Annotated in this window: 12 protein-coding genes; 6 read left to right on the forward strand and 6 right to left on the reverse strand. The window is 74.0% G+C overall.

All coding sequences use genetic code 11. The annotated features are described in order from the left end of the window. Window positions 1–118: 118 nt before the first annotated feature. Both ACGFX4_RS38175 and ACGFX4_RS38180 read left to right on the forward strand, forming a co-directional pair. Window positions 119–1,810: an LCP family protein gene (locus tag ACGFX4_RS38175; RefSeq protein WP_393085151.1), complete on the forward strand. Its 1,692-nt coding sequence runs from the start codon at window positions 119–121 to the stop codon at window positions 1,808–1,810. Between the two features lie 76 nt (window positions 1,811–1,886). Further along, a complete protein-coding gene (locus tag ACGFX4_RS38180) occupies window positions 1,887–3,548 on the forward strand; it encodes an LCP family protein (protein WP_393085154.1) in 1,662 nt (553 codons plus the stop codon). Here ACGFX4_RS38180 and ACGFX4_RS38185 read toward each other — a convergent pair. After that, window positions 3,538–4,170: an acyltransferase gene (locus tag ACGFX4_RS38185; protein WP_393085157.1), complete on the reverse strand. Its 633-nt coding sequence runs from the start codon at window positions 4,168–4,170 to the stop codon at window positions 3,538–3,540. The genes ACGFX4_RS38180 and ACGFX4_RS38185 overlap by 11 nt on opposite strands. Before the next feature lie 58 nt (window positions 4,171–4,228). Continuing rightward, a complete protein-coding gene (locus ACGFX4_RS38190; protein WP_393085160.1) occupies window positions 4,229–5,263 on the reverse strand; it encodes a glycosyltransferase family 2 protein in 1,035 nt (344 codons plus the stop codon). Between the two features lie 149 nt (window positions 5,264–5,412). On the opposite strand from ACGFX4_RS38190, the gene ACGFX4_RS38195 reads away from it, so the two are divergent. Then, window positions 5,413–7,002 (forward strand): LCP family protein, encoded by a 1,590-nt coding sequence (locus tag ACGFX4_RS38195; protein WP_393085162.1) that lies wholly within the window; start codon window positions 5,413–5,415, stop codon window positions 7,000–7,002. A gap of 73 nt (window positions 7,003–7,075) precedes the next feature. On the opposite strand, the gene ACGFX4_RS38200 is transcribed toward ACGFX4_RS38195, so the two are convergent. The 3 genes from ACGFX4_RS38200 to ssuE form a co-directional block, all read right to left on the reverse strand. Further along, the gene (locus ACGFX4_RS38200; protein ID WP_393085180.1) at window positions 7,076–9,655 is read right to left on the reverse strand and encodes an ABC transporter permease; all 2,580 of its coding nucleotides are present in this window, start codon (window positions 9,653–9,655) and stop codon (window positions 7,076–7,078) included. Window positions 9,656–9,669: 14 nt separating this feature from the next. Beyond that, window positions 9,670–10,401, reverse strand: a complete 732-nt coding sequence (locus tag ACGFX4_RS38205) for an ABC transporter ATP-binding protein (protein WP_345701859.1) — start codon at window positions 10,399–10,401, stop codon at window positions 9,670–9,672. Between the two features lie 321 nt (window positions 10,402–10,722). After that, window positions 10,723–11,277, reverse strand: coding sequence for an NADPH-dependent FMN reductase (ssuE, locus tag ACGFX4_RS38210; RefSeq protein WP_393085165.1), 555 nt, complete (start codon window positions 11,275–11,277; stop codon window positions 10,723–10,725). Window positions 11,278–11,563: 286 nt separating this feature from the next. On the opposite strand from ssuE, the gene ACGFX4_RS38215 reads away from it, so the two are divergent. The 3 genes from ACGFX4_RS38215 to ACGFX4_RS38225 all read left to right on the forward strand — a co-directional run bounded on the left by ACGFX4_RS38215 (window position 11,564) and on the right by ACGFX4_RS38225 (window position 16,150). Next, window positions 11,564–12,970, forward strand: coding sequence for an LCP family protein (locus ACGFX4_RS38215; RefSeq protein ID WP_393085168.1), 1,407 nt, complete (start codon window positions 11,564–11,566; stop codon window positions 12,968–12,970). A 115-nt stretch (window positions 12,971–13,085) separates the two neighbouring features. Continuing rightward, on the forward strand, window positions 13,086–14,339 hold the full coding sequence (locus ACGFX4_RS38220; RefSeq protein WP_393085170.1) for a hypothetical protein: 1,254 nt from the start codon (window positions 13,086–13,088) through the stop codon (window positions 14,337–14,339). Continuing rightward, window positions 14,336–16,150, forward strand: coding sequence for a hypothetical protein (locus ACGFX4_RS38225; protein WP_393085173.1), 1,815 nt, complete (start codon window positions 14,336–14,338; stop codon window positions 16,148–16,150). The genes ACGFX4_RS38220 and ACGFX4_RS38225 overlap by 4 nt, the downstream gene beginning before the upstream one ends. Here ACGFX4_RS38225 and ACGFX4_RS38230 read toward each other — a convergent pair. Beyond that, a partial coding sequence (locus ACGFX4_RS38230; RefSeq protein ID WP_157846636.1) for an acyl-CoA dehydrogenase family protein occupies window positions 16,128–16,214 on the reverse strand: 87 nt, incomplete at its 5' end. The two genes, ACGFX4_RS38225 and ACGFX4_RS38230, sit on opposite strands and share 23 nt — an antisense overlap.

The following is a 16,214-nucleotide window of genomic DNA, read 5'->3' on the forward strand; positions in this document are numbered from 1 at the left end:
AGATGAGCATGCGATGTGAAGATCGGTCAACGGTTATGTCCGGTTTGCCCTCAGTCGGGGCGGTGACGGCCGTCACAAGCCGGCGGAGTTCGACCGATGCTCGTCTAGGGTGTCCGAGGTGAACAGCGGACACCGGAACACGAACAGCCTGGCGGACCCGTACCCGCACGGCGTCGACCCGGCCGATCAGTGGGTGCTCGACCCCGAGACCGGCGAGTTCCGCCTGGACCTGAACGCCGCCACCGTTCCGACCCCGCGCACCCCCCGCACCGAGCGCGTCCGCGAACCCGCTCCGCGGCGCGCGCCCGAGCCCGCGGCCGGCGGCGGCCGGGCCGCCCGGCGCCGCGGCGCGAGGACCGGACGGGCCGGACGGCAGCGCGGCCGCCGACGCGCCCTCAAGTGGACCGCCGGGGTGGCCGCCCTGGTGCTGGTGGCCGGCTGCGGCGGCGCGTACTACGCGTACCAGCACTTCAACCAGAACATCTCCTCGGTCGACGTCCAGGTCGGCAGCGACGCGGAACGCCCGCAGGGCGTCACCGACGCGATGAACATCCTGGTGATCGGTACCGACAGCCGGGTCGGCCTCGGCCGCGAGTACGGCGACGAGGGCAGCACCGGACACGCCGACACCACGCTGCTGATGCACGTCTCCAAGGACCGCTCCAACGCCACGGTGATGTCCATCCCGCGCGACCTGATGGTGACCGTCCCGGAGTGCCAGACCGGCAGCAAGAAGATCGCCGGCAGCGCCCGGGCGATGTTCAACGAGAGCCTCGGCCAGGAGGGCCGCGACCCCGGCTGCACCTGGAAGACGGTCGAGAAGATGACCGGCGTCCGGATCGACCACTTCATGATGGTCAACTTCGAGGCCGTGAAGACCCTCTCCACCGCCGTCGGCGGCGTCGAGGTGTGCGCCGCCAAGGACATCAACGACCCCGGCTCGCACCTGAAGATGTCCAAGGGGAAGCACGTGGTGCAGGGCGACGAGGCGCTCGCCTTCGTCCGGACCCGCCACGCGGTCGGCTACGGCGGCGACCTGACCCGCATTCCGCTGCAGCAGCAGTTCATCAGCTCGATGATCCGCAAGATGAAGAGCAGCGACACCCTGACCAGCCCGACCAAGCTGTGGAACCTCGCCGACGCCGCCACCAAGGCGCTGACCGTCGACTCGAAGATCAACGACGTCAACAAGCTGAAGGACCTGGCGCTCGACCTGGCCAAGGTGAACACCAAGAACATCACCTTCACCACCGTGCCGGTGCTGGACTCCACCGAGAAGGGCGAGAGCGGCCGGCTCGTCCTCAAGGACCCGGACGCCAAGCAGCTGTTCGCGATGATCGCCGGGGACAAGTCGCTCACCGACGTCCCGCAGCCGGCCGCGAGCGCGCCCGCCGCCGCACCGACCACCGAGGCACCCGCCGTGCCGCAGGTCGACGCCAAGACCGTCAAGGTCACCGTGCGCAACGGCAGCGGCGTCACCCAGCAGGCCACCAAGGGCGCGACCGCGCTCCAGGGCAAGGGCTTCACCCTCGCCGCCCCCGGCAGCAACGCCGACCCGACGGCCACCAGCATCGTCCAGTACCCGGCCGGCAAGGCGGACCAGGCCGCGGCGGTGGCCGCCGCGCTCGGCCTGCCCGCGAGCGCCGCGCAGCAGAGCTCCAAGCTCGGCGCGAAGGACGGCCTGGTCGTGGTGGTCGGCAAGGACTACGCCACCGGCACCACCAGCGCGGTCGCCGCGGCGGCACCCACCGAGGCGCCGAAGGACCTCCAGCGGGTCCAGGCCGACGACGAGAACGTCTGCGCCAAGTAGCGTCGGCCAGCGGTCACTTCCGTGCGGGGTCGATCGGTTTCGTAACCTGCCCGTCCGCCGGAGCGTGGACACCGGTATGACGAGCGACCAACCGACGGGCGCGACGCACGCGATACCGGTCGACGGCGGGCGGGCGGCCACGAGGCGGCGCGCCGGACAGGAACCCGGCCGGGCCGCCGGGCGGGCCCCCGAGCAGACCTCCGGACGAGCCGCCGGACGTGGCGGGCGACGGCGGCGGCGCGCCACCGGCGTGCGGCGGTGGCTCAAGCCGGTCGCGCTGACCACCGGGCTGCTGCTGGTGGCCGGCTGCGGCGGCGCGTACCTGTACATCCGGCACCTGGACTCCAACATCCAGCACGCCCCGCTCGGCGCCGGCAACGAACCGCCGCCCGCCGGGGCCGCCGACGCCCAGGGCCGGGTCGCGATGAACATCCTGGTCATCGGCACCGACAGCCGGAAGGGCCTGAACGGCGCCTACGGCGACCGGGACAACGTCGGCCTCGGCAACAACGACGTCAACATCGTCCTGCACGTCTACCCCGACCGGCGGGCCGCCGTCGCCATCGACCTGCCGCGCGACTCCCTGATCGACCACCCCAAGTGCGTCGCGCCCGACGGCACGGTCCACCCCGCGCGCAAGCACCGGCCGCTGAACGAGGCGATGTCCCACGGCGGCCCCGGCTGCGTCCAGGACACCGTGCAGGCCATCACCAAACTGAAGATCGACCACTGGATGGTGGTCAACTTCGAGGGCGTCAAGCAGCTCACCGACGCCGTCGGCGGCGTGGACGTCGACCTGTGCACCCCGGTCAAGGACCGGGAGTCGCAGCTCGACCTGCCGGCCGGGCGCAGCCACCTCAGCGGCGAGCAGGGCCTGCAGTTCGTCCGCACCCGGCACGCCGTCCAGGACGGCAGCTCGGTCGGCCGTTTCTCGATGCAGCGTGCCTTCCTCGCCTCACTGCTGCGCAAGGTCACCGCGCAGGGGACGCTGCTCGACCCGACCAAGGCGTTCCCGGTCGTCGAGGCCGCCACCAAGTCGATCACCGTGGACGACGCGCTCGCCGGCACCACCAAGCTGGTCGGGCTCGCCACCGACCTGCGGAACGTGAAGCCCTCGGACGTCACCTTCGTGCAGCCCGTGGTGGAGTACACCAAGGACGATCCCGATCCGGCGCTGCAGGAGAAGGCCCGGATGGTGCAGCCGCAGGCGGACCAGCTGTTCGCGCTGGTCCTCGCGGACCGCACGCTCGGCGGCGGCGAGGACCACACCGGCGGCTCGGCCGCGCCCTCGTCCCCGGCGGCGGCGCCCGCACCCGCGTCCTCGGCGCCGGCCGCTCCGGCGGTGGACCCGCGCGGGGTGACCGTGACCGTGCTGAACGGCACCACCCGCCCGCAGTTGGCCACCACGGCCGCGAAGACCCTGACCGGGCTCGGCTACCAGGCGAAGCCGGGCAGCGGGGCACCGACCGGACTGGCGGCCAGCACCGTCCGGTACGCGCAGGCCGACCAGAAGGCGGCCGCGCAGGCGGTGGCCGCGGCCCTCGGACTGCCCGCCGGCTCGGTGGCGGTCGGCGGCGGCGGACGCGGCGTCACCGTCACCCTCGGCGCGGACTTCGGCTCTACCGCGGCCGCCGCCCCGGCGCCGGTGCCCAGCGCACTGCCGACGGACGTGAAGACCCATCAGGGCGACGACGAGAGCTGCACCCAGGCGAAGACCGGCGGAGCGCTCAAGCAGTAGGCGCCGGGTCGGCCTCGGTCAGCGTGCCCTCGTGCTCGCGGTACTCCTCGCCGGTGCGGGGGCAGCGCCAGGTGCCGGGGTCGTCGGTGGGCAGGAGCGGCTCGCCGGCCCGGCCGACCCACTTGATCCGGCGGGCCGGGACGCCGGCGACGAGCGCGAAGTCGGGGACGTCGCGGTGGACGACGGCCCCGGCGGCGACCAGCGCCCAGCGGCCCACCGTCACGCCGGCGACCAGGACGGCGCGGCCGCCGATCGAGCAGCCCTCGCGCAGGGTGACCCCTTGGGCGTGCCAGTCGTCGGTGCGCTTGAGCTTGCCGTCGACGTCCACCGAGCGCGGGTAGAGGTCGTTGGTGAGGACCGCCGCGGGGCCGACGAAGACGCCGTCCTCGACCACGGCGGGCTCGTACACCAGGGCGTGGTTCTGGAGCTTGACGCGGTCTCCGAGCCTCACCCCCGGACCGACGTACGCGCCGCGCCCGATGATGCAGTCGGCGCCGATCTCGGCGTCCTCGCGGACCTGGGCGAGGTGCCAGACGGTGGTGCCGGGACCGATCACCGCCCGGTCGTCGACGTCCGCGCTCGGCTGGATGCGGGCGGCGGCCGCCCCCTCAGTGCTCCCCATGCCGCGAAGATAGCGGCTGCGGGGCGGCGCCGAGGGGGAAACGGCGGCAGCTACGTCGTCAGGACGAGACCGGGCTCATCGGGGCCGGGGCCTTGCTGGCGATCACCTTGCGGGCGAGCGAGCGCGGCGAGGTGAGGAAGCCGAAGCCCCAGCTGAGGTGCATGGTCGCGAGGGCGACCGGCAGTCGGACCCGGGCCCGGGCGGACAGGCCCCGGCCGGCGACCGCGCCGCCGCCGAGCAGCCCGCACAGGTAGAGCAGCGGGACGGCGAGGAACGCCGGGTGGAGAGCGGCACCGAGCACCAGGCCGCCGAGCACGCCGAGCAGGGCGGCCGGCGGGGCGAGGTAGCGCAGGTTGACGGAGCCGCGGTGGTAGCGGGTCACCACCCGGCGCCAACGGCCGTAGTCCTTGTACTGCTTGGCGAGCGCGCGGACGCTGGGACGCGGCCGGTAGGTCACCCTGAGCTGCGGGGTGAACCAGATCAGCCCGCCGTCCTGGCGGATCCGGTAGTTCAGCTCCCAGTCCTGGGCGCGGACGAACTCCTCGTTGTAGCCGCCCTGCGCGGCGAGCACCTCGCGGCGGAAGACGCCGAGGTACACCGTGTCGGCGGGGCCGGCCAGACCGCCGGTGTGGAAGGAGGCGTTGCCGACGCCGATCCTGGAGGTCATGGCGGCGGCGACCGCCTTCTCCCACTCGGTCTCGCCCTCGGCGTGCATGATGCCGCCGACGTTGGCGGCGTCCATCTCGTCGAGCAGGCGGACGGCAGTGGAGATGTAGCCCGGGGTGAGCAGGCCGTGGCCGTCCACCCGGACCACGACGGGGTGGCTGGAGGCGCGGACGGCCGCGTTCAGCCCGGCCGGGGTGCGGCCGGTGGGGTTCGGCACGGTCCGGACCCGGGGGTCCTCGGCCACCAGTTCGGCGGCGATCTCGTCGGTCCGGTCGCCGGACGGGCCGAGCGCGATCACCACCTCCAACTCGCCCGGGTAGTCCTGTTCGAGGATCCGGCGGACGGCGGTACGGAGGTGACGTTCCTCGTTCAGCACCGGCATGATCACGGAGACCGCCGGCAGCTCCTCAGCAGCCTTGGTGTTCATCGCGCCCGAGCGTACCGGCGGCGCCCCGGCCTTGTCAGATGCGAGGTGCGTCGACCCGGTGACCATCGCGGCGGAACGTTTCACCGCCCTCGTCCGACTGCGGCGCGCCGTCCGGGAAACGGGCGGGACGCACGCCTACGATCCGGAGAATGCCCCGTACTGCGCCGTCCGACCGTCACGCCCCGCCGTCCTCCCGGCGCCGTTGGGGACGCTGGGCGGCCGGCACCGTGTCACTGGCGATCCTGGCCACCTCGTGCGGCGGCTGGGTGGTGCTGAACGGGGTCGGCGACGCGATCGACCGGGTGGACGCCTTCGGCGGCGACCGGGACCGTCCGGCGGACGACGGGGTGACCACCTTCCTGGTGGTCGGCACCGACGACCGCGAGGGCATTCCCGAGGCCACCCTGAAGAACGTGCTGCACGCGGGCGGCGAATCCTGCCACTGCACCGACACCATGATGATCATTCAGCTCGCCGACGACGGCGGCCGGGCCAACGTGGTCTCCCTCCCCCGCGACTCGTACGTGGACATCCCCGCACACAAGGACCGGGTGAGCGGCCGTCAGGTCGCGGCGGGCAAGGGGAAGATCAACGCCGCGTACGGCATGGGCGGCGCCCCGCTCACCGTCCGGACCGTCGAGCAGAACACCGGGCTGCGGATCGACCACTACCTCCAGGTCAACTTCCTCAGCTTCGTCGCCACGGTGGACGCGGTCGGCGGGGTGGAGGTGTGCACCGCCAAGCCGCTGAAGGACGAGTACTCCGGGCTGGACCTGCCGGCCGGCACCACCCGGCTGGACGGCGCGGGCGCGCTCAAGTACGTCCGGGCCCGGCACGTGGACGGCAGCTCGGACCTCGGCCGGATGCACCGCCAGCAGCGCTTCCTGGCCCAGCTGCTGCACCGGGCTACCTCCGGCGGCACGCTGCTCGACCCGGCGAGGCTGACCGGCCTGGTGGACACCGTGCTGAGGTCGGTCAAGGCCGACAAGGACCTCTCCACCGAGGACCTGCTGCAGCTGGCGGGCCGGCTCAAGGACCTCTCCGCGGCCAACGCGGACTTCACCACCGTGCCGATCGCGGACGTGGACTACCAGGTGCCGGGCTGGGGCTCCGCGGTGCGCTGGGAGGAGAAGGGCGCCAAGGCACTGTTCGACGCGATGCGCACCGGGAAGTCGCTGACCGGGCGGGCGGTCACCCCGGCGGGCGGGCCCTCCACGACCGCCACCCCGGTCGCGGCGGGGACGGTGCCGCCCGCCCAGATCCGGGTGCAGGTGCTCAACGGCGCGGGGGTGTCCGGGCTCGGCTCGCGGGTGGACGGCGACCTGCGGAAGGCCGGCTTCGCGACCACCGGGACGCCGTCCAACGCCGGCCCGGAGGCGGGGCCGACACCGGTCGGGCGGACGGTGGTGCGGTACGACCCGCGGTGGGACGAGTCCTCGAAGACGCTGCTGGCCGCCCTGCCGGGCGCGGAGGCGGTGGCCGTCCCGGGGCTGGGGGCGACCCTCCAGGTGGTGGTCGGCGCCGACTACCGGGGGGTGGCCGGGGCGGCACCCGCTGCGGCGGACCCGTCGACGGGCGGGGCGACGGCGGGGACGGGTGCGGGAACGGGTGCGGCAGCGGCAGCAGCGGGCTCGGCGGGGGCGGGCGCCTCGGCGGGGGCGGGCGCCTCGGCGGCGGGGGCGACGGCGGGAACGGGCGGGGTGAGCGCGGAGACCGGGACGGCGATCAGCTGCCCGTGAACGCGCCCGAGGGGCGCGGAGCTCTGCGGGTGGGCAGAGCCTCGCGCCCCTCGGGGCGGCCGGTGAGGCGGCGTCAGTCCGTGGCGATGGCGGCCAGGATGTTCATCCGGGCGGCCCGGAAGGCCGGGACCAGGGCGGCGAACAGGCCGACCACCGCGGAGCCGATCAGGATGCTGACGATGGTGCCGGTCGGGATGGTCAGGATGTCCAGGCCCTGGTCGGCGAGCACCTGGCGGGCGGTGATGCCCCAGCCGAGGCCGAGGCCCGTGCCGAGGACCGCGCCGAAGAGGGCGATGACCACCGACTCCAGACGGACCATCCGGCGCAGCTGGCGGCGGGAGAGGCCGATGGCCCGCAGCAGGCCGATCTCCCGCGTCCGCTCGACCACCGACAGCGCCAGGGTGTTGACCACGCCGAGCACCGCGACCACGATCGCCAGGCCGAGCAGGCCGTAGATCATGTAGAGCAGCTGGTTGACCTGCGACTGGACGAGGTCCTTGTAGCCCGCCTGGTCGAACACGGCGACCTGCGGGTAGCTCTCCAGCGACTTCTTCAGGTCGTTGTAGACGGCGGTCTTGTCGGCGCCGGCGGCCGCGCGGCCGTAGAGGGCCTGGTCGAGCGGCAGCTCGGTGGCCGGGACGGCCTTGGTGACGGCGTCGATCGAGGCCAGCGGGCTGTCGCCGAAGAGGTTGCCGCGCTGGGGGACGGCGCCGAGCGGGAGGGTCTGGGTGTGTCCGTTGCCGTAGTCGACGGTGATCTTGTCGCCGATCTTGAGGTTGTGCTCGGTGACCACCTTCTCCGGCATCAGCAGCCCGCCGTCCTTGATGGCGCTGTCGATCGAGCCGGCGGTGACGGGGATGGCGAAGTTCTCGGCGAAGTTGCCGGAGACGGCGGTGACGCCGTCCTCCAGCTGCTTGCCGTCGGGCAGGGTGAACCGCGCCGGGAGCTGCTTCGCCTCGGTGACGGTGGCCAGGCCCTTGGTGGCCTTGACCGCCTCGACCATGGCCGGGGTGAAGGCGCCGCCCGGGCCCTGGACCTGGCTGTTGATGCCGTAGTCCGCGCCGACCGTGCTGTCGACCTTGGCGTTGGCGGAGCTGACCATCGAGGCGGTGACCACCGAGGCGCCGGTGACCAGGGCCAGGCCGATCATCAGGGCGGCGGCGGTGGCGCCGGTGCGGCGCGGGTTGCGCAGCGCGTTGCGCTGGGCGAGCTTGCCGGCCGGGCCGAACAGGGCGGGCAGCGCCGCGCCGAGGACCCGGACGATGCCGCCGGCCAGCAGCGGGCCGAGGACCACGAAGCCGACCAGGGAGAGCAGCACGCCCAGACCGAGCAGCAGGCCGGCGGTGCCGCCCTCGCTGCTGGCGGCGGCCCCGGCCATGGCGGCGGCGCCGAGGGCGGTGACCAGGGTACCGATGACGACCCGGCGGCGGTTGGCGGCGCCCTCGACCGGGGTGCCGTGGTCGCGCAGGGCGGCCATCGGGGAGATCCGCGAGGCCCGGCGGGCCGGGATCCAGGCGGCGATCACGGTGATCAGGATGCCGACCCCGTACGAGGCGACCGGGACCGTCCAGTCGATCGCCAGCGAGGTGGCGTCGAGGTTCATCCCGACGGCCTTCATCAGCTGGATGAGCAGGACGGCGAGGCCGAGGCCGCCGGCCAGGCCGAGGGTGGAGCCGAGCACGCCGAGCAGCAGCGCCTCGATCAGCACCGAGCGGTTGACCTGCTCGCGGCTGCCGCCGACGGCGCGCAGCAGACCGATCTCCCGGGTGCGCTGGGCGACCAGCATGGAGAAGGTGTTGATGATCAGGAAGCCGCCGACCAGCAGCGAGATGCCGGCGAAGCCGAGCATGGCGTACTTCATGAAGCCGAGGAAGGAACCGACGCCCTTGGCGCTCTCCTCCTGCTGCTCCTTGGCGGTCTGGGCCTGGTAGCCGCTGCCGAGGTCGGCCAGGGCGGCCGTCTTCAGCTGGTCGTTGGTCCGGCTGCCGTCGCCGAACACCTCGACGGAGGTGTAGGCGGTCTCGCCGAGCAGGTCCTGCTGGGCGGTCGGGGTGTCCAGGAAGGCCAGGGCCGCGCCGGGGTTGGTGGTCCGGAAGGTGGCGATGCCGGCGATGGTGTAGTCGTGGTTGCCGGTCTGGGCGATGACCCGGAGCTTGCCGCCGAGGCCGAGGCCGGCCTTCTTGGCGGTGTCGGCGTCCAGCACGATCTCGCCGGCGCCCTGCGGGGCGTGGCCGGAGGTGATGTCGACCGTCTTGCGCGGGCTGTCGGTCCAGTTGCCGACGAAGGTCGGGGCGCCGCCGGTGGGGCTGACCGACTTGTTGGTGGCGGGGTCGACCAGCACGTTGGACTCGCTGAAGACGCTGCCGACGGCGCTCTTCACGCCGGGCTCGGCGGCCAGCTTGGCCTGGGTGGCGATCGGGACGGTGCGCGGCTTGCCGCCGTTGCCGCCGTCGGACAGCTCGCCCTTGGCCTGCTGGACCTTCAGGTCGGAGGCGGTGGAGGCGAACAGCCGGTCGAAGGTGGCGGTGGCGGTGTTGGAGAACACCAGCGTGCCGGAGACGAAGGCCACCGAGAGGACGACGGCCAGCAGGGAGAGCACCATCCGCCCCTTGTGGGCGAGGAAGCTCCGCAGTGAGGTCTTGAGCAGCATGATTTCCCGGCCCCGGCTCAGCTGGTGCGCTTGCCGTCGAAACGGCGCATGCGTTCGAGGACGGAGTCGGCGGTCGGGGCGTGCATCTCGTCGACGATCCGGCCGTCGGCGAGGAAGAGCACGCGGTCCGCGTACCCGGCGGCGACCGGGTCGTGGGTGACCATCACGATGGTCTGGCCCAGCTCGTCGACCGAGCGGCGCAGGAAGGTCAGCACCTCGGCGCCGGAGCGGGAGTCGAGGTTGCCGGTCGGCTCGTCACCGAAGATGATCTCGGGCCGGGCGGCCAGCGCCCGGGCCACCGCGACGCGCTGCTGCTGGCCGCCGGAGAGCTGGGTCGGCCGGTGCTTCAGCCGGTCGGCCAGGCCGACGGTGGAGACCACCTGGTCGAGCCAGGCGGCATCGGGCTTGCGGCCGGCGATGTCCATCGGCAGCGTGATGTTCTCCAGGGCGTTGAGCGTGGGCAGCAGGTTGAACGCCTGGAAGATGAACCCGATCTTGTCCCGCCGGAGCCTGGTGAGCTGCTTGTCGCGCAGGCCGGTGATCTCGGTGTCACCGATCCAGATCCGCCCCTCGGTCACGGTGTCGAGGCCGGCCAGGCAGTGCATCAGGGTCGACTTGCCGGAGCCGGACGGGCCCATGATCGCGGTGAAGCGACCGCGGTGGATGTCCACGTCGACCGCGTCCAGCGCCGTGACCCGAGTCTCCCCGGCGCCGTACGCCTTGGTCACCTGCCGGGCCGAGGCCGCGATGGTCGCGGTCGTCTGCACGGCGTTCGCTGCCGTCGTCACTGGAATCTCCCTCTGTGGTGTCCACCCGTCGCCCCAAGCCTGCCGGTCGCGACCCGGGCCGCGGAATGGTGTGGGCATCCGTCTTGATGGTGGTGCCAGCACCACCCTCCGGCGGGGGTCCTTGGGGATGACACCAACCGTAGGAGCAGCCCCGGGCGGGGTCATCCACCCCCGGGAGGAACACCGGTGGCAGGGAGATGTACGGGCTGGGCGCGGGCTCCCCCTAGGGGACGAGGGCCCGGGCCTGAGGGTCGCCGGCCCTCCGGAGGGCGTTGCGGCAGGTCAGCCCGCGACCAGTGGCGCGGTGTGCCGGTCGAGCGCGGCCGCGAACGCGTCCACCACCGGGTGGAGGAGGACGTCCGTCTCCCGCTCGACCGCGGTCGAGCCGTCGTCCCGCACCGCGATGTCCCGGTCCAGGACGAACCAGCCCCGGCTGATGTGCTCGGCCCCCATCGAGCTGAGCACCGGGCGCAGCGCGTAGTCGACCGCCAGCACGTGCGCGGTGGAGCCGCCGGTGGCCAGCGGCAGCACGGACTTGCCGCGCAGCGCGTGCTGCGGCAGCACGTCCAGCAGGGTCTTCAGCAGGCCGGAGTAGGCGGCCTTGTAGACCGGGGTGCCGATCACCACGCCGTCGGCGTGCTCGAAGAGCTCGGCGAGGCGGACGATCGCCGGGTGCGCGAAGTCGGCGTGCAGCAGGGCCTCGGCGGGCAGTTCACGGGCCTCCAGCGGGACCACGTCGTGCCCGTGGGCGATCAGCCGGGCGTCGACGTGGCGCAGCAGCCGGCTGGTGCGGGAGGTCCGGGACGGGGAGCCGGAGACGGAGAGGATCGTGGCCATGGGGGTACACCTCGTGGGGCGGGGTGGGTGGGGGGACGGCGGGAGCGGTCAGCCACGACACAGCGAACGGGACACGCGACCCAGGTCGACGTGGCGCCGACGGGTGAGAATCCTTCGCTGCTCCATACGGGTCATGCAAACACGGGCCGTTTCGGAGGGTCAAGGCCGCATCCAGCAGGTGAACATGGCCCGGAACGGTCCGGCCCCTGCATCAAAACGGATACAAGAGGCCCGGTCAGCGACCCGGAAGCACTGCGGGGCCCGGGTTTCGGGCATCCTCTCCCCCATGAACACGTGGCAGGAGGACCGCCCGGGCGGCGGTGGCTCGTACGGTCGGAGTGACGCGGCGCACGGCCACGGCGGTGCCCCCGCCGAGCCGCCGCTGCCGCCGGAGCTGAACCCGCGCGGTGCGAGCGCCCCGCTCGCCCAGCAGCCCCCGCAGCCGCCGCGGCAGCGCCGGGGCAGCGGCGAGGACCGCACCCTGGTCGACCCGCTCGGCCCGGACGGCCGGCCGGCCGGGCAGGCGCAGCCGCAGCCCGGCCACGGGCAGCCCCCGTACGGGCAGCCGCAGCAGTACGGGCAGCCCGCCGCGCAGCCCGGCCGGCCGCAGCCCGCGGGCCCCGGCGGGCAGCCGCCGTACGGCCCGGCGACCCCGGGCGGCCCGGGTGCGCCCGGCGCCCCCGCCGGCGCGGCGCGCTCGCGCTGGCCGCGCCGCCGGAAGATCAAGGTGGCCGCGCTGGCCGTGGTCGGCGCGCTGCTGGTGACCGGCGTCTCCACCTACTTCTGGGCGGACTCCAAGCTCAACCACGAGAACGTGCTGGCCGACTACCCGAACCGGCCGGCCGAGGGCAAGGGCACCAACTGGCTGATCGTCGGCTCCGACAGCCGGCAGGGCCTCACGGACGCCCAGGAGGACTCGCTCCACACCGGCTCCGCGCAGGGCAAGCGCAGCGACTCGATGATGATCCTGCACATCGGCGACAACGGGAACACGCTGATGTCGATCCCGCGCGACTCCTGGGTCACCATCCCGGCGCACCCCGACACCAGCGGCAGCGGCAAGACGATCCCGGCCGCCACCCGCAAGATCAACGCCGCCTTCAACACCGGCGGCGGGAAGCTGCTGGTGCAGACCGTGGAGGCCAACACCGGCCTGCACATCGACCACTACGCGGAGATCGGCTTCGCCGGGTTCGTCGGCATCGTCGACTCGGCCGGCGGCGTGGACATGTGCATCGACAAGGCCGTCTCCGACAAGGACTCCGGCCTGAACCTGAAGGCCGGCTGCCAGACCCTGACCGGCGCCCAGTCGCTCGCCTTCGTCCGGCAGCGGCACCAGGAGGCGGACCAGGACCTCGGCCGGATGCGCAACCAGCAGAAGTTCCTCTCCGCCCTGGCCAAGCAGGCCGCCTCCCCGGCCACCCTGCTCAACCCGTTCGTCTTCTACCCGATGGTCTCCTCCGGCCTCGGCACCCTGATCGTGGACGACGACGCCGGCCTGACCGACCTGGGCTCGCTGTTCCTCGCCATGAAGGAGGTCTCCGGCGGCCAGGGCAAGTCCATCACCGTGCCGATCGGCAACCCGGACTTCCGCACCCCGACCGGCGAGTCCGCGGTGAAGTGGGACCCGACCAAGTCCAAGGCCGTGTTCGACGCGCTGAAGAACGACGCCCCGGTGCCCGACACCAAGTGACGCCCTTCCAGGTGGGCACTCGGGGGGCCGGTATGAAAGTCCGTCCACTCCGCGTGCCCCGCCCGGGCTGACCGGCGGAGGTCGGTTACGTTGCTCCTGGAAAGGGGCGACGGCCATGGCGAAGTCAGACCCCGAGGCGGCAGCCACCCCGGACGCGGTCGCGGACGCGGACGGATCCGCCGGCGCGTCGGACTCCGCGCTGCTCCCCGTCACGGGCTGCGTCTGGTGGCTGTTCCTCGCGGGCGCGCTGGAGATCCTGCTGGGACGGGCCGACCTCGCGCACGTCGGCCTCGGGACGTCCATGGTGGTGGCCGGCTTCGGGCTCCTGCGGCTCGAACGGTGGGCGTACTGGGCAGGGTGGGCGGCCGTCCTCGGCCTGGCCGCCGTCGCGTTCCGGACCTGGCCGAACGCGGTGCTCGCGGCCCTCGGCCTCTGCTTCCTGCTGCACCCGGGCACCCGCCGGGCGGCGCACTTCCCCCCGTTCGCGGGCAGCCCGTTCTCCCCCGGGATCGCGCTCTGCGCGCTCGCCCTCGGCACGCCGTCCCTCGCCCTCGCCTTCGTCGTCGAGCACTACGGGCGGAACCCGCGCGACCCCGCGTTCCTGCTCGGCGGCCTGCTCTGCGGCGCGCTGGTGACGGTGACGGCGTTCGCCGGCCTCGGGGTGCGCCGCTGGGTCTGGGCCGGCGACCTGCTGTGGATCGCCGGCCTGCTGGGGCTGTCGGCGTTCTGGTTCACCCTCGCCCGCTACGACGACCTCCAGGGCCTGGCCTTCTGCGGCATCAACCTGCTCTTCGCGGCGGCGGCCTGCGCCGCCCTGTTCCAGCGCGGCGTTCGCAAGCCGGTCTTCGGGGCCCGGACGAAGCGGGGGGTGTTCGCCCCGCCGGTCCTGGTCGGGGGGTCGGTGCTCGCCGCGGCCGCCGCGGCGACCTACCTGCTGCCCGGCCGGCTGGGCGCGCCGGTGCTCGCGTACACGGTGTTCGGCCTGGTGACGGGCACCGTGGTCGGGCTGGTGCCGGGCGCGAACCCGGCCGAGCGGATCGCGGCCTTCTCGGTCGGGCTGCTGCTGGCCGCCGCCTCGTACGTGGCGCGGGGCGGGCTGCTGCCGTATACCGGGCAGTGGTCGGCGGTGGTGGTCGGCGTGCTGTTCGTCCTGGTCACCGCCGTCGCGGCGGCGGTCCGCAGCCGGGCGTGGTTCGTCCTGTTGCTGCTGGGTGTCGGTACGGTCTACGGCGTCACCGAGCCGCTGTTCCAGGCGGCGCCGAGCACCTACCTGGCGACGCTGCGCGCCGGGGCGACCGGGATCTTCCTGGGCTTCTCGCTCGGCTTCACGGCCTCCGGCCTGCTGGGGCTGGAGCTGGTCGAGCGATGACGGCGGCCCGGGTCCGGCGCGGCGCCGCGGCGCTCGCCCTGGCCGTGCTGCCGTCCGCCGCCCCCGCGTGGGCGAGCGAGCCCCCCGGCCCCGAGGACGGGACCTGGGTCGGCGTCTCCCAGACGGTGGTGGCGTCGGCCGCCGCCACCGGGGAGGTCACCGGGACGCCGAAGGTGTTCACCGAGGTCACCGCGGTCGGCCACGGTCCGGCCGACCTGAGGGTGCCGATGGCCACGTCCGGCCTGCGGGACCTGGCCGGCTCCGGCCGGCCCCCGGTGGTCGACGGCGAGGCGGTGTGGCACCTCGACCTGAACGGCACCGCCACCCGGCGGACCGTCTCCGACTTCGACCGCGCGCAGCTGCCGGTGAAGGTCTCGGCGACCTACCGGCTGGACGGCGAGGAGCTGCCCGCCCGGGACGTCGTCGGCAGGTCCGGGCGGCTCACCGTCACCTACCGGATCGAGAACACCACCACGGCGCCCACCCGGGTCACGTTCACCACCGTGCAGGGCGCGGCGGACAGCCGCTCGGTCGCGGCGCCCGTCCCGCTCGCCGCGACGGTCACCGTCGCCCTGCCCGCCGGGTTCGCCGCGGTCCGGGCGCCCGGGGCGACCGTCGCTCCGGACGCCACCGGCCGGGGCACCAGCACCGCCGCGTGGTCGCTGTTCCTCTTCGACCCGCTCGGCGGGGTCGACCAGTCGGTGAGCTACCAGGCGGACGTCACCGACGCGGTGGTCCCGTCGGCCACGGTCGGGGTCGCCCCGCTGGCGCCGACCGCGCCCGGGAGCCCCGCCGCGGCCACCGGACCCGCGGCGGCCGGACTCGCCCCGCCCGGGCCCGAGCTGCCCCGGCCCGAGCTGCCGGGGACGTCCGCCGACACCGTCGGGAGCCGGGTGGCCGCCCTGCAGAACGAGGCGCGCGCCTCCGTGCAGGACCTCGCGGCCAAGGCCTCGGCGGTCCTGACCGACCTCCAGCAGACCGCGCTGCCGGCCGCCCAGCAGGTGGCGGCGGGAGCAGCCGAGGGCGCGGCCGCCCTCAAGGACCTGCCGTCCGACGCCCAGGCCCTGTCCACGGCGGCGGCCGGCGCGGCCGCCGACTCCGCCGGGGCGGCGGAGCGGGCCTCCGAACTCGCCCGCCGCGAGCGGGCCGCGCGCGAGCGGCTGGAGCAGCTGCCCGGCACGGTCAAGGACACCCAGGCGTACCGGCTGCTGCACAGCGAGCTGCTGGTGCTGGAGGCCCGCGCGTCCGAGCAGGCGGCCGAGCTGGCGGCCCGGGCCGTCGAGGACCGGCTGGTGGAGGCCGGGGCGGAACGGCAGGCGGCCGGGCTGGAGGCGCGGGCCTCCGCCGCCGACGCGCTCGCCGCGCAGGCCGCGCAGGCGGCCGCCGCCCTGGCCGCCGCCGCGGTGCCGCGGTCCGGGCCGGGCGAGCCGGTCCGGCCGGAGGAGCCCGGCGACAGCGCCGGGCTCCGGTCGGCCGTCGACCGGCTCGACGCCGCCATCGCGCAGTCCGGCGACGAGGTGGACCGCAGCCACGCCGGCCTGCTCGCGCTCGACCGGCGCTCGGCCCAGTACCTGCTGCCGGCGGGCAACGCGACCGGCGCGAGCGCCCAGACCGGATCGTTCGTCCTCACGGTCCGGGGCGCCGACGCCGCCGGGCGGCAGACCGGGCTCGCCGCGCTGGTCGGCGGCTCGGCGCTGCTGCTCGCCCTCACCCTCGGCGTCGGGCTGCACCGCGTCCGGCACGGCCTGCCCAGCTCGCTGAGGCGTCGGGCGGGCCGCGCGGAGGGTGTTACGGGAGGTTGCGGGCCATGACGATGCGCTGGACCTGGTTGGTGCCCTCGTAGATCTGGGTGATCTTCGCGTCGCGCATCATCCG

Origin of the sequence: Kitasatospora sp. NPDC048365, assembly GCF_043200835.1 — a bacterium.
GTDB classification, from domain to species: domain Bacteria; phylum Actinomycetota; class Actinomycetes; order Streptomycetales; family Streptomycetaceae; genus Kitasatospora; species Kitasatospora terrestris.

Bases quoted from the DNA above. Each gene is read 5' to 3' on its own strand.
- ACGFX4_RS38195 (WP_393085162.1), top strand. From the start codon at position 5,413: ATGCCCCGTACTGCGCCGTCCGACCGTCACGCCCCGCCGTCCTCCCGG.
- ACGFX4_RS38220 (WP_393085170.1), top strand. From the start codon at position 13,086: ATGGCGAAGTCAGACCCCGAGGCGGCAGCCACCCCGGACGCGGTCGCG.
- ssuE (WP_393085165.1), bottom strand. From the start codon at position 11,277: ATGGCCACGATCCTCTCCGTCTCCGGCTCCCCGTCCCGGACCTCCCGC.
- ACGFX4_RS38190 (WP_393085160.1), bottom strand. From the start codon at position 5,263: ATGAACACCAAGGCTGCTGAGGAGCTGCCGGCGGTCTCCGTGATCATG.
- ACGFX4_RS38215 (WP_393085168.1), top strand. From the start codon at position 11,564: ATGAACACGTGGCAGGAGGACCGCCCGGGCGGCGGTGGCTCGTACGGT.
- ACGFX4_RS38185 (WP_393085157.1), bottom strand. From the start codon at position 4,170: ATGGGGAGCACTGAGGGGGCGGCCGCCGCCCGCATCCAGCCGAGCGCG.
- ACGFX4_RS38180 (WP_393085154.1), top strand. From the start codon at position 1,887: ATGACGAGCGACCAACCGACGGGCGCGACGCACGCGATACCGGTCGAC.
- ACGFX4_RS38225 (WP_393085173.1), top strand. From the start codon at position 14,336: ATGACGGCGGCCCGGGTCCGGCGCGGCGCCGCGGCGCTCGCCCTGGCC.